Source organism: Chitinophaga sancti (assembly GCF_034087045.1).
Taxonomy (GTDB): Bacteria; Bacteroidota; Bacteroidia; order Chitinophagales; family Chitinophagaceae; genus Chitinophaga; species Chitinophaga sancti_B.
Genome location: NZ_CP139247.1, coordinates 4792377 through 4806136, shown reverse-complemented (window position 1 = coordinate 4806136; position 13760 = coordinate 4792377). Strand labels below are relative to the sequence as shown.

Below are 13760 nucleotides of genomic sequence, written 5' to 3'. Positions count from 1 at the left end.
CTAAAATCGTGTTTTTATACAACTGGCCGGGGCTACGGGTTGCATGAATAATTAAAATACCAGTGCAGAACCCTGGGCCTCCCCAACTGGTAGCTCATCCCCCAAACCCCACCTCCACAAAAAGGTGGGGTTTTTGTTTTAAAAAAAATATATCTACATTGTAGAAGTGTCAAAAATACATCTATTATTCCATGTAATAACGCGCAATCAATAAACCCTGACTAACCCTCAGGGGGATGGAGGATATTCAACTGTAACCAATTCATCATTTAAATTAAATTCCCTTATGACAAACAGCCAACTGCGCCTGACAAGGCGCAAAACGCCTATTCTATTACTGCTGTTGCTCTTCCCTTTTCTGGCCAGTGCCCAAAAAAAAATTACCGGCCAGATCACTGACGGCGAAACAAAAAACCCGGTTTTTAAGGCGGCCATTATGATCAAAGGCACTCAAAAAGGTACTTACAGTGACGAAAAAGGCCAGTATTCCATCGACGCACCTGCAGGCAGTACCCTGCTCTTTACCTCTATGGAATACGACAATGCAGAAGTGACTGTAGGCGCCGACAATACCATCAATATCACCCTCAAACCCAAAGTATCAGGGCTCAATGAAGTCGTGGTCATTGGTTATGGTACCGTAAAAAGAAAAGACCTGACCGGCGCCATCGCCTCCCTCAAAGCAGCGGATCTTAAAACCGAAGGTGTGAGCAACGTAGGTCGCTCACTACAGGGCAGGCTCCCCGGTGTGACGGTGGAATCTGCAGGCGGTGATCCAGGTTCCGGTACCCGCATCCTCATCAGGGGTGTCGGTACGCTCAACAATGCTGATCCCCTCTACCTCGTAGACGGTGTGCAGGTGGCTAATATCAACAACATTGCCCCCGGTGATATCGAAAGTATGGACGTACTCAAAGATGCCTCGGCCGCCGCGATCTACGGTTCCCGCGCTGCCAACGGCGTTGTGCTGGTGACCACCAAAAACGGGAAAGCCGGTAAACCCGTCTTTAATTTCAGAACCAACGTCGGCTATCAGAAGCTGGCTAAAAAATACGAGGTGCTGAACGCTGAAGAATGGGCGACCGTGAGCAATGCAGCACACGACGCCGGCAATGGCGGAGCAGGCCTTCCCCGGCTCGATATAGCCGCTAATCCCTCTACGCTGGGTGCTGGTACTGACTGGCAGGATGCCATCTACAGAACGGCCCCTATTCAGCAATATTACCTGGGCATATCCGGTGGCTCTGACTACTCCCGCTACAGCGTATCAGGCGAGTACACCGACCAGGCAGGTATTGTAGACGTAACCGGGTACAAACGGTACGGTATCCGCGCCAAAACGGAATCGACCAAAGGCATTATCAAATTTGGCCAGACCTTCCTCGCCACCCGCGAAAAATGGATCCGCATGAGCGATGGCTGGGGAGGACAGGGTGGTAACGCCGTAGGCTCTGCCATGAAGATGATCCCTACTTATAAGATCTACGACACCTCCGCCATCGGTGGTTATAGCGGCGCTTCAGGTTCCGTGGTAAATATTCCTAACCCGGTCGCCCTGCTGCACCTCGAAGATGTGAGCTATGAACTCGTCTCCTTCCTCGCTAATGCCTATGCTGAAGTGGCTTTACGCCCTTATCTGAAGTATAGATTCAACATGGGTTATACCACTTCATTTGGCCAAACCGACGACTACGTGCGCCGTCATGAAGTAGGTAACCTCTTCATCCAGCAGACAAACGACATGAGCCGTGAAAAGGAAAGAAACCAGATGGTACTGCTGGAAAACACTTTAAATTTCAATAAAGATTTCGGCAAGCACTCCATCCAGGCATTGGTAGGTTACAGCTATCAAAAAACCAATTACAATTATAACCTGATGGCGAAAACGAATTTGCCTGATGGTATCAAAGAACTCGATGCTGCTTCCGGTACCGCTTCCGTGGGGGGTAACAGTGTAGAAAGCATACTGCTCTCTACGTTAGGCCGTGTTATTTATGCATACGATAACCGCTACCTGCTGACCGCGAGTTTCCGCCGCGATGGTTCTTCCCGCTTCGGTGCCTCCAACCGCTTTGGTAACTTCCCTTCTGTAGCTGTAGGCTGGAATATCAATAATGAACACTTCTGGCATGTAGATCCAAAAATCGTCTCTTCCCTCAAACTGAGAGGTAGCTACGGTATTCTGGGTAACCAGGAAATAGGTGATTATCAATATAGCGCGGCCATTGCGTCGAATATCAACTACGTGATCGGCGACGCCCAACAGAAATGGTTTGGTGCTATCCAGACAGCCTACTCCTCTCCTAATATCAAATGGGAAAACACGGCTACTACCAACGTAGGTGTGGATGTGAGTTTCCTGAAAGGCGCCCTGAATGCCAGCGTAGATTACTTCTTTAAGAAAACAACCGACGTATTGCTGAATGTACCGATCCCGGGTTCCGCTGGTTCTTCCACCAACCCTGTAGTAAATGCAGGTACCATCCAGAACAAGGGGATTGAACTTGGGTTGAACTATTCCAATCATATCGGGGAGTTCAATTATACCGTGTTTGGTACGATCTCTTCTGTGAAGAACAAAGTGATCGAACTGGGTACCGGCACCCAACAGATCTTTGGCGGCCAGCCCACCCATCATGGCGCTTCCTCTACACTGACAGAAGCTGGTGGCGAAGTGACGGGCTTTTACCTGATCAAAACACTGGGCATCTTCCAGTCGCAGGACGAGATCAATGCCTATAAAGATAAAAATGGTAAACTGATACAACCCTATGCTGCTCCAGGCGACATCAAATTCCTGGATGCCAATGGCGACGGTATTATCAGCAGTGCCGACCGTGTACACATGGGCAGTCCGTTCCCTGATTTTGAATACGGTGTAGGTCTGAACCTCTCCGCATTTCACTTTGACCTGAACATTTACATGCAGGGAGTATCAGGCAATAAAATTTACAATGGTGTAAGACAGGATATGGAAGGCATGAACCTGGAATACAACTATGCAAAAACAACGCTGCAGGCATGGACACCAGAACACCATACCAATATGCCAAGAGCGGTGATAGACGATCCTAACCTGAACGCGCAAACCTCTTCCCGCTTCCTGGAGAGTGGTACCTATTTCAGGATGAAGACCCTGCAACTGGGATATACCATCCCTGAGAGTCTGAATGCCAGGCTACACACAACTTCAGTCAGGGCATACCTCAGTGCAGACAATCTATTTACCCTCACACGCTATAGTGGTTTCAATGCGGACATTGGTCGTTCCGGCAGCATCCTTGACAGGGGCGTAGATTATGGTCACGTGGCGTATCCGCTGGCCCGCGTATTCTCTGCCGGTATCCAATTATCCTTCTAATTCATCTAAACAACGACACCATTATGAAAAAGCTATTATATATACTTCTTGCAGCCGTGCTACTGGCCAGCTGTTCGAAGAGCTCACTGGAACTAACGAATCCAAATCAAACGACCACCGAAACTTACTGGAAAACGGAGGACGATGTGAAAAGCGCACTGGCCGCTACCTATGCCCTGTTCAGGAATGTAGACGGAGGTTTCTGGGGGGTAAGAGGCGTTGAACTCTCCAATGGCAGGGGCGACGACTTCTTTATCAGGAATGATGTAAGTTACCTGTACCAGTTGTCTACTTTCACCAATACGCCTGACAATTCGGCATCGACCAATGTATGGAATGTAGCCTACCGTGCCATCTTCCGTGCTAACCAGATACTCGCAAATATCGATAATGTAAGCGGCCTCACAGACGATGCAAAGAAAGCCTACATTGCAGAAGCAAAGTTCCTGAGGGGTTTGAATGAATATATCTTAGTCATCAACTATGGCGATGTGCCACTTCGTACTACGATACCTGCATCTACAGCAGAATATTTCGTAGCAAAATCTCCAGCCGCAGATGTATGGGCGCAGGTGATCAAAGATTTTACTGAAGCCGCAGCAGACCTGCCTTTATCCTACGACGCCAGCAATACAGGCCGTGCTACCAAAGGGGCGGCACTGGGTTTCCTTGGCAAATCGTATGTGTATACAAAAGACTGGGCCAATGCAGAGAGCACATTGAAACAACTAACCACGGCGCCTTATACGTACCAGTTGATGCCGAACTATGGCGACAACTTTATTGCTGCCCATGATAATAATGTAGAATCATTATTTGAAATCCAACTGGCAGATGTAGGTGGTACCAATCCATGGGCCGGGGAAAATTCCAATGAGAGCCTGGGTGTAACTACTGCACAGGAGTTTGCGCCTTCCGAGGCGAGTGGCTGGTTTGAAGTAGCGCCAACCGATAAACTCTTCAACGAGTTTCAGAATGAAAAGACCACAGCAGGGGATTTTGATCCAAGAATGTATGCTACCTTATTCTGGGATTATCCGGGAGCTACATTTTATCAGAAGCCATTTTCTGCCTATACATTGCCCTTTGGCTTCAAGTCTTATTATAAAAAATACCAGAACTATAACCAGACAAATGAATTGTCGGGTAGCAGTGGTGCATCGAATTACACATCGGATATCAATGAAAAGGCGCTGCGCTATGCAGATGTATTACTCCTGTTATCAGAAAGTGTGACCATGCAGGGCAGACCGGAAGATGCATATGCTTATATCACACAAGTGCGCAGCCGTGCAACTTTGCCGGCACTGACCACTGGTTTGGATCAAACAGCCATGATGAAAGAAATAAGACATCAGCGGTTCCTTGAGTTTGCAAGAGAGGGACAGCGGTTTTATGATTTACAACGCTGGGGGTTATTGAAAGATGAGATAGCGAATAGTGATAAGGTGGGTAAGATCTACTTCGTGACACCCAAGCATGATTTCTTCCCGATACCACAGGATGAGGTGAACTCAAATCCGGAGATGGTACAGAATTCGAACTGGTAATAAACATCTAACTGATCATATTAAAAACGCCCGCTGTAGACAGCGGGCGTTTTTAATTCCCATCAACATTCACAGGCACCAATTTTGATTTACATACTATACTCAATTCACTCTATTATGTCAAAACCTCAGAAATTCCCCATCGCTCTTTTGGCGGGCGCAGGTGTCGCCGCCGGTCTGATCCTTTATAAATCCATGACAAGTGTGTCCATTCCCCCCGGTGCGAAGGCAGTCAGCCCTTTTGATGTGGAAAGATACCTGGGTAAATGGTACGAAATAGCCCGGCTCGACTATAAATTCGAAAAGAACCTGAAAAATGTAACTGCCACTTACAGCCTGAATGAAAATGGCAGCATCCGGGTGGACAATAAGGGTTATAACTATCTGCAGGAAGAATGGAAGGAAAGTGTGGGTAAGGCCAGATTTGTAGGTAGTCCGGAAGAGGGCAGGCTAAAAGTCTCTTTCTTTGGGCCCTTTTATGCGGGTTACAATGTGATTGCCCTGGACGATGAGTACCGGTATGCACTGGTGGCAGGCGATAATCTGAATTACCTCTGGATACTGTCGAGAGAAACGACAATTCCGGATGATATTAAAGAAAATTACATAAAGAAAGCCAATATGATCGGCTTCGATACCAGCGAATTACTATGGACAGACCATAGTGAAGCTATAGCATAATAATATTACCATATCGTCACTAAAAGGGCACCTCAATATCGATGGGATATTGAGGTGCCCTTTTAGTGCCCTTATAGTGATGTTTTAGTGTTATATTCGCATACTATCTTCACTATAATTAACCAGTAAAATAATTATTACCCTACCATTTTAGTAGATTGTATTACTTTTGCCAATATTTTTATTATTTTCAACTCATGGCTATGCAAAATTTCAGTGACAATGAGCTGCTCACCTCCATGGTAACAGGGGATGAAGCTGCTTTTACTGAAATTTACCACCGCTACTGGCAGCGACTCCTTGCCATTGCCTGGAAGCATACCCATGACGAATCTTCTGCCAAGGAGATTGTACAGGAAGTGCTGATCAACCTATGGGACAGGAGGGCTTCCCTGGAAATCGGCCAGCTCTCCAACTACCTGGCTACAGCTATCAAGTTTTCCGTATTTAAGCATTACCACCAGCAACAACGCAGGAAAACCATCCTCCACAGCATTTTCCGTACTACCCACAGTGCGGACGATGAAAAGATCTATGCCCGTCTGCTGGACGACTATATCAATGGGATTGTTGAGAAACTGCCCGAAAAATGCAGGCAGGTGTACAAACTGAGCCGGCTGGAAGGGAAAACCAACCAGCAGATCGCCAGTGTTATGAATATCTCCGAAAAGACAGCAGAAGCACACCTCACCAAAGCCCTGCGTACCATTCGCCTCAATCTGCGGCATATCAACATGCTGTTTTTCCTCTAAAAATATTTTTTTGAACTGACTAAGGGTAAAGGGGCAGGTTATAGTACTTAGTATTATAACGCCTTGAAATTGTATGGACAGAAATCGCCTGGACCTCCTGATTCAGAAATACATAGATCGTACAGCTACGCCTGCCGAACAGGTGGAGCTCAATAACTGGTACAGGGATTTTACAGAAGAAGAAGATCCATTTCCCATGACGGATGCGCAGGAAACTGCCGCCGGGCAGGAGATGCGCGCCTACCTCACGGCCCGTATACAAAGAAAAAAACGGCCATTCGTAGCCCTATATGCCTCGATGGCAGCAGCATGCCTGTTGGGCGTTATTTTTTATTTCAACTGGCCTAAAACGCCTGAAAACAATAATCTCGTAGCCGATATTCCCGCTGCAGCCAGCGAAAACCGGTTCATCTATCTGCCAGACAGCAGTAAGGTATTATTGCACCCGGGCAGCAAAATGGATTACCAGTTCAATGGTAATAACCGCGAAGTAACACTGGAAGGTGAGGCTTACTTTGATATCGCCTCCCGCCCTGCACAACCCTTCATCATTCATACCGGCCGGGTATCTACTACCGTATTAGGTACCTCTCTCAATATAAAAACCTGGAACAGGGATAGTGTGACCGTTTCTGTACTCACAGGAAAAGTACAGGTCACCGACGCTTTCCAGCAGAAAACCATCCTGACTCCCAACCAACAGGTGGTTTATAATCAGCACACCAACAACATTCAGCAGGTAAAAATCATTCCGGCCACTGTCATCGCCTGGGCTAAATCTGATATGCAATTCCAGGATATGCCGTACGCACAGCTGGCAGAAAGACTGGACAGAAGGTATGATGTAAATATTGTATTCAAAAATCCGGCACTACAACATTGTCCTATTACAGGTCGGTTTTCAGGGACAGAATCATTGAGCGAGGTATTGGATATCCTCTCACAAACAATGGGTACAACTTATTCAATAAACGGCCGTACGGTAGAACTGGACGGGGCCGCATGTTTTAATCAGATCAACTAAAATCAAAAATTAAAAAATGTCAAAAGCCAACCAAAATTAGCAAAAACGTAAACACACAAAAAAAACTCCTCCGGCCCTGAGAAAGCGATGAGGAGTTTTACGTAAAAATTATTGATTCATTTAAACGTCTTCAAATTTATGCCAAAAGTTCAGCTTTTGCAAGCGGGAATCGTGCACCCATTGCCAAAAGAAAAAACGCAACCAATTTTATTGTTTATCATGAGAGTCACTGTGTGTGTATGCTTGTCATTAGTCATGTGTTTGAACCTGTTTGCAGCTATTGATGCATCAGGTCAAAGTATCAGGGAAGCAATGGTTAATTACGAGGTTCATGATGCGGACCTGAAGGCTTCCCTGGAGAAATTGCAGGAGCAATCAGGCTTCAGCATTTTCTACTCTTCCACATTACTGAATAAGGATAAAAAAGTAACGGTCAATAGCGGTACCCGTTCTGTAGCACAGGTACTGGACCTGATCCTGAAAGGTACCAACCTCGTCTATGTAGACAAGGGTACAAAGATCATTCTGCAGGAAAGGAAACCCGTAGTATCACCTGCGGGAGATACTGCGGCACCCAGGATCTATGGTATGGTAAGGGATGAAACAGGGGAACCTATTCCCGGGGTAACAGTTCGTGTGAAAAATACAAATAAATATACGGCTGCAGATCAAAATGGTCACTTTTCTATTGAAGGAGATCCTGCCACATCAATACTGATCTTAAGTATTGTAGGTTATACCACACAGGAAGTGGCTGCCAAAGGTACACGTATACCACCGATCACCATGGTACGCAGCTTCAGTGCCCTGAATGAAGTACAGGTACTGGGTTATAGCTCTACCACCAAAAGGAATAACACCGGTGCGGTAAGTTCTGTAAAAGCGAACGAAATTGCAGTACAGAATGTTTCCAATCCTCTCACTGCCCTGCAGGGCCACGTAGCAGGTATGGAAATCACACAGGACAATGGATTGCCAGGTGGTGGCGTACGTGTACGCATCCGTGGTAATGCCAGCATCCTGAGTGGCTACCTCCCATTATATGTAATAGATGGTGTTCCGTTTACCTTATTCAATGGTAGTACCCCTGCTTCCGATGCGTTGAACAGCTACGGCATCAGTGGTGCCAGCGGTAGCCTCAGCCCGTTCAGCATGATCGCTCCTGAAGATATTGAGCGGATCGACGTACTGAAAGACGCAGATGCAACAGCTATTTACGGTTCTAAAGGCGCCAACGGCGTGGTACTGATCACCACCAAAAAAGGTAGTCATGGCAATACTAAAGTCAGTGCAAACGTGAGCCATGGATATGGTGAAGTAAGCCGCTTTATACCTATGATGAATACGGAAGAATACCTGGACATGCGTAAAGAAGCCTTTACCAATGCAGGTACAACACCGGGTACGACCGACTACGACCTGACCAAATGGGATCAGACAGCTTTTACAAACTGGCAGAAATGGGCGATGGGCGGTAAAGCAAAAACTACCAGCGCCATGGCATCTATATCAGGTGGTAGCGCTCAGAATACTTTCCTTTACTCTACTTCTTATCGTAAAGAAGGCACCGTATTCCCGGGCGAGAACAATACCATCACTTTCTCCAACAGGTTCAATGCCAGCCATAGCAGCAAAGACAACAGGTTCAATCTCTCTCTTTCCGCCAATTATACCTACATGAAGAGCGACCTGCCTAAAGTAGACCTGTCCAGCATGTACAACCTGGCGCCGAACTACAATCCTTATAATGCAGATGGTACTTTCAACTGGGACCTTGGTGTAGGTAAAAACCCTGCTGCCCTGTTGTTACAAAAGTATACCGGTCAGACGTATAACATGATCACGGACCTGAACCTGCGTTACAATATCATTAAAGATCTGGCCATCAAAGCAAATCTTGGTTTCTCCCAGACCAACCTGGAACAGCAGAATATACAGCCTAACCGTTCGGTGAATTCCACTGCCCTCACCGACAACCAGCTGATGGATTCCAAAGGCAAAAATGATAACTGGGTGGTGGAACCATTCCTGGAATACAACAAATCTTTCGGAGATGCACACCTGCAACTGATTGGAGGTACGACCTTCCAGCAGACAAAAGCCACCAGTACTACACTGAGAGGTTCCGGTTACAGCAGCGAAGCATTGCTGCATGCTATTAGCGCAGCCAGCACTGTGATCGTATATAGCAGCAATTACTCCCTGTATAAATATGCCGCTGGTTTTGGTCGTTTCAATTTCAATTATAAAGAGAAATACTACCTGGATGGTACCTTCAGAAGAGATGGTTCTTCCCGCTTTGGTGCCAACAACCAGTTTGGTTCCTTTGGTGCATTGGGTGCTGCCTGGATCTTCTCACAGGAAGATTTCATGAAGGATATAAAACCGATCAGCTTTGGTAAACTGCGTGCCAGCTACGGTATAACAGGCAACGACCAGATCGCGAACTATATGTATACACCGCTGTATTCCTCCGCGTCTACTACGTATTCCTACATGGGTACCAGTGCCCTGGTCGCCAATGGTGTAGCTAATCCTAACCTGAAATGGGAGACCAGCAAAAAGCTGGACATCGCACTGGAACTGGGCTTCCTGAAAGATCGTATCCTGCTGAAAGCAGATTACTACCAGAACAGGACTTCAGACATGCTCGCCTATATTACTACCCCAATGCAGATTGGTACTAACTCATATGCCGGCAACCTGCCTGCTACCATTCAGAACAAAGGATGGGAGTTTGAGCTGAATACCACCAATATTGCTACAAAAGACTTTTCATGGACCACTACGCTGAACATGACCGTCAATCAGAATAAACTGCTGAAATTTGACAATATCGCCACCTCCAGCTATGCTACTACCTACACGGTTGGTAAATCTATTGATGCGCCGAACCTGTACCACTTTACAGGTGTAAACGCTACGACAGGTGCACCGGTACTGGAAGATGTAAACAAAGATGGTTCCATTGGTTCGGCAGACAGGCATGTAGGTAAAGTAGGTATACCATACTATGGTGGTCTGACCAATTCTATCTCTTACAAAGGATTTACACTGGACTTCACCTTCCAGTTCAATCACAGGTACTTCTACCTGAACAATACACTGAATAATTACTTCTATCCATTTGGATATGATATGACTAACCAGACTACGGCAGTTTTAAACCGCTGGCATAGTGCAGGTGATGTAAGCAATTTCCCTGGGGCCAGCAAGAGCTATTCTTCCAACTACTATTACTATGCGACCTCCGATGCAAACTGGGGTGACGCCTCTTATATTAAGTTCAAAACTTTGAGCCTGACTTACAACCTGCCAAGAACCTGGTTAAACAAGGCCAGAATTGCCAATGCATCTATCTATGCAAGAGGTCAGAACCTGTATACATGGGCAAAACAAAAGTATACACTGGATCCTGAAACGACCTTGCCAGGTACAGGCGCCGGACTGGGTACTGGTCAGTACATTGCCGTACCACAACTGCGTACAATGACTGTAGGCTTGAATTTATCATTATAAAAAAGCAGAGAGATAATGAAGAAACTATCATATATATTACTCGCATTGGGGCTTACCGCCACTTCATGCAAGAAGTTTGTAACAATCGACAATGCACCGAATTCACTGTCTGCGTCAGACACATATGCGTCTGACGGAACAGCTACCAGCGCCGTAGTAGCCATGTACTCTTACTGGGCTACCACTTATTGTCTACAGTACTATACCTGGACTGCAGAGTTACTGGGTGATGATATTCAATATCGCTATTACAGTTCTACTCCTGCTATGGCTGAATTCCAGAATGGGAATGTAACAACGACCAACAGCAATGTCCGTAACTACCAGTGGTATTATCCTTACTATGTAATTGCTGAAGCCAACAATGCGATTGAAGGGCTGACTAAATCTTCGACGCTGACTACTTCGGTAAAGAACCAGTTATTAGGGGAAAGTTACTTCATGCGTGCATTTCATTTCTTTTACCTGAACAATTTCTTTGGCGGCGTGCCATTGTCACTCGATCCGGTTGCACTGAACAATGCCAACCTGCCAAGATCGACCAAAGCAGAAGTGTATACACAGATCATCAGTGATCTGAAAGCAGCCGAAGAGTTACTGCCTGGTACTTATACCGGTACCCTGCATGTACGGGTGAACAAGTATGCGGCAGAAGCTTTGCTGGCAAGGGTATACCTTTATCAGAAAGATTACACCAACGCTGTGGCGTATGCAACAAAAGTAATCGGCGCTACGGATGTAACCTATGCTCTTGCTGACCTGAGTACAACGTTCAAAACCAGCAGTGCAGAAACCATTTTACAGTTTGCTACTTACTATGGTTATAGCAGCTTTAGCTACAGGGCTTCTTCTGCTACCACGATTCCGAACTATTACCTCTATGATTCATTTTTAAGCGAATTTGAAGCAGGAGATAACAGGAAAACAACATGGACAGATAGTCTTGTAAGCGGAGGGGTTACCTATCGTCGTGTCAATAAATACAAACTGGGTACTGCCACAGCAGGTGATGAATACAATGTGGTGCTGCGTCTGGCTGAGCAATACCTGATCCGTGCAGAAGCCAGTGCACAACTGAATGACATTGCCACAGCACAGGCGGACCTGGATAAGATCCGTAACCGTGCAGGCCTGGCGAATACCACTGCTGCTACAAAAGATGATCTGCTCACTGCCATTGCACAGGAGCGTAAAATAGAATTGTTTGGTGAATTTGGACACCGCTGGTTCGACCTGGTACGTACCGGTCAGGCAGATGCGGTATTGAGTCAGGAGAAATCTACCTGGTTATCCAGGGATACCCTGATGCCAATTCCTTACCAGGAAATTCTGACTAATCAGCAACTGTCCCAGAACCCGGGTTACGAATGATCCATTTGCTAAAAAGTATTTACATGAAAAAGATGACCTCATTGTGTGTTATCGCTGCTATGTGCTGTGCCTCCTTAAAGGCACAGCGCATAGATAGCCTGTATAAGGTTTATGATAAGCTGGCCACTTCCACAGATGAAAAAGACAAAGCGTACCTGACTGCTGAGTTGTACAAACATCTGCAAAGTAAAAAGGAAGAGGATTGGCAGCTGGCAGCAAACACATTCTACCGTCTTAATAAAAAAGACGTAGTGGATTCCATAAAGATTGCTGAAAAGAAAAAGTTTCCCGCGGGTATTGCCGTAAGACAGGACCAGATTGCTCTTATCTATGATGAGAAAGACCCGGCGAAGAAAGAGGCAATGTATTACCAGCTGATCAGGCGCTTCCCTCCTGCTAAGTTTGGGCCGGACAGGATTGCGTATGATTATGTAAGAAATGCGATTGGCAGTGATTATGCTAATATCGATAGTGTAGCCAAAGCTGTTAAATTTGCCAACATGGTAGAGACTTCTGCCTGGAAAGGTGAGGGCTGGGCTGGTATTGGTAATATACTGGCCAGAAAAGGGCATCTTAAAGAGGCGGAAATGTTGCTAAAAAAAGCGGTGGACACTTCCTATTCATTCAAAATTGCTAAGGTGCAGGACAATGCAGCGAAATTTGCAGGTGTTGGATACCGGTCTTATAACGCCAGCCTGTCAAAGATGCTGTATAATGATAAAAACTATGAAGAAGCGCTGAAGTATGCAGAGAATGCGTATAAGGTGTACAAGGAAGATGGCGAGGTAAATGGAGGGGTGTTAGACACTTATTCCAAAACACTGATTGCACTGGGTCGTGATAAAGAAGCTTTTGAAAAGATCGATGAAGCAGTGAAAGCTGGTCAGGCGACCAATGATATGAAAACGGAGCTGAAATCCCTTTATACAAAAGTAAAAGGAACGGAAGGCTACGATGCATACCTGCAGGAAGTGAACCGTCAGCTGGTGGCAAAGATCAAGAAAGAGCTGAGCAGGCAGATGATCAATACCCCAGCACCTGACTTTACTTTGACGGACCTGGATGGGAAGAATGTGACATTGAGTGAGCTGAAAGGAAAGATTGTGGTACTTGATTTCTGGGCTACGTGGTGCGGACCCTGTAAAGCGTCTTTCCCGGTGATGAAACAGGCGGTACAGCGGTATGAAAAAGAAAACGATGTAAAGTTTCTCTTTATTCATACATGGGAAAGGGATGATAAGGCGGTAGCTGATACAAAGAAGTTTATTGCGGATAACAATTATCCTTTTGAAGTGCTGATGGATTTAAATGAGCATAAGGCTGCCACAGCGTATAAAGTGAATAGCATACCGGCTAAGTTTGTGATTGATAAGGCAGGGAATATCCGCTTTAAGTTCTCAGGGTTCTCTGGTGGTGCGGATGCAGCGTTGGAGGAAATATCTGCGATGATATCTTTGATACGCGGTTAAAGCATTGTCGTTTGGCACAAATCCCACTTTCTA

At 46.0% G+C, this 13760-nt stretch carries 8 protein-coding genes; all 8 read left to right on the top strand.

The features are described 5' to 3' along the window. Positions 1 to 286 precede the first annotated feature (286 nt). The 8 genes from SIO70_RS19640 to SIO70_RS19605 all read left to right on the top strand — a co-directional run bounded on the left by SIO70_RS19640 (position 287) and on the right by SIO70_RS19605 (position 13727). On the top strand, positions 287 to 3361 hold the full coding sequence (locus tag SIO70_RS19640) for a TonB-dependent receptor (protein ID WP_320573527.1): 3075 nt from the start codon (positions 287 to 289) through the stop codon (positions 3359 to 3361). Between the two features lie 23 nt (positions 3362 to 3384). Further along, entirely contained in the window at positions 3385 to 4911 is a 1527-nt protein-coding gene (locus SIO70_RS19635; RefSeq protein WP_320573526.1) for a RagB/SusD family nutrient uptake outer membrane protein, read from the top strand. A 117-nt stretch (positions 4912 to 5028) separates the two neighbouring features. Next, positions 5029 to 5592, top strand: a complete 564-nt coding sequence (locus SIO70_RS19630) for a lipocalin family protein (RefSeq protein ID WP_320573524.1) — start codon at positions 5029 to 5031, stop codon at positions 5590 to 5592. 203 nt (positions 5593 to 5795) lie between these two features. Next, positions 5796 to 6344: an RNA polymerase sigma-70 factor gene (locus SIO70_RS19625; protein WP_320573522.1), complete on the top strand. Its 549-nt coding sequence runs from the start codon at positions 5796 to 5798 to the stop codon at positions 6342 to 6344. A gap of 73 nt (positions 6345 to 6417) precedes the next feature. After that, positions 6418 to 7368 (top strand): FecR family protein, encoded by a 951-nt coding sequence (locus SIO70_RS19620; protein WP_320573520.1) that lies wholly within the window; start codon positions 6418 to 6420, stop codon positions 7366 to 7368. Between the two features lie 219 nt (positions 7369 to 7587). Continuing rightward, positions 7588 to 10887, top strand: coding sequence for a SusC/RagA family TonB-linked outer membrane protein (locus SIO70_RS19615; RefSeq protein ID WP_320573518.1), 3300 nt, complete (start codon positions 7588 to 7590; stop codon positions 10885 to 10887). A 15-nt stretch (positions 10888 to 10902) separates the two neighbouring features. Then, positions 10903 to 12258 (top strand): RagB/SusD family nutrient uptake outer membrane protein, encoded by a 1356-nt coding sequence (locus SIO70_RS19610; protein ID WP_320573516.1) that lies wholly within the window; start codon positions 10903 to 10905, stop codon positions 12256 to 12258. A 23-nt stretch (positions 12259 to 12281) separates the two neighbouring features. Next, on the top strand, positions 12282 to 13727 hold the full coding sequence (locus SIO70_RS19605) for a TlpA disulfide reductase family protein (RefSeq protein WP_320573514.1): 1446 nt from the start codon (positions 12282 to 12284) through the stop codon (positions 13725 to 13727). Positions 13728 to 13760: the final 33 nt, after the last annotated feature.

Coding starts and splice junctions, on each gene's coding strand:
- SIO70_RS19640 (WP_320573527.1), top strand. CDS start 287: ATGACAAACAGCCAACTGCGCCTGACAAGGCGCAAAACGCCTATTCTA.
- SIO70_RS19635 (WP_320573526.1), top strand. CDS start 3,385: ATGAAAAAGCTATTATATATACTTCTTGCAGCCGTGCTACTGGCCAGC.
- SIO70_RS19630 (WP_320573524.1), top strand. CDS start 5,029: ATGTCAAAACCTCAGAAATTCCCCATCGCTCTTTTGGCGGGCGCAGGT.
- SIO70_RS19625 (WP_320573522.1), top strand. CDS start 5,796: ATGCAAAATTTCAGTGACAATGAGCTGCTCACCTCCATGGTAACAGGG.
- SIO70_RS19620 (WP_320573520.1), top strand. CDS start 6,418: ATGGACAGAAATCGCCTGGACCTCCTGATTCAGAAATACATAGATCGT.
- SIO70_RS19615 (WP_320573518.1), top strand. CDS start 7,588: ATGAGAGTCACTGTGTGTGTATGCTTGTCATTAGTCATGTGTTTGAAC.
- SIO70_RS19610 (WP_320573516.1), top strand. CDS start 10,903: ATGAAGAAACTATCATATATATTACTCGCATTGGGGCTTACCGCCACT.
- SIO70_RS19605 (WP_320573514.1), top strand. CDS start 12,282: ATGAAAAAGATGACCTCATTGTGTGTTATCGCTGCTATGTGCTGTGCC.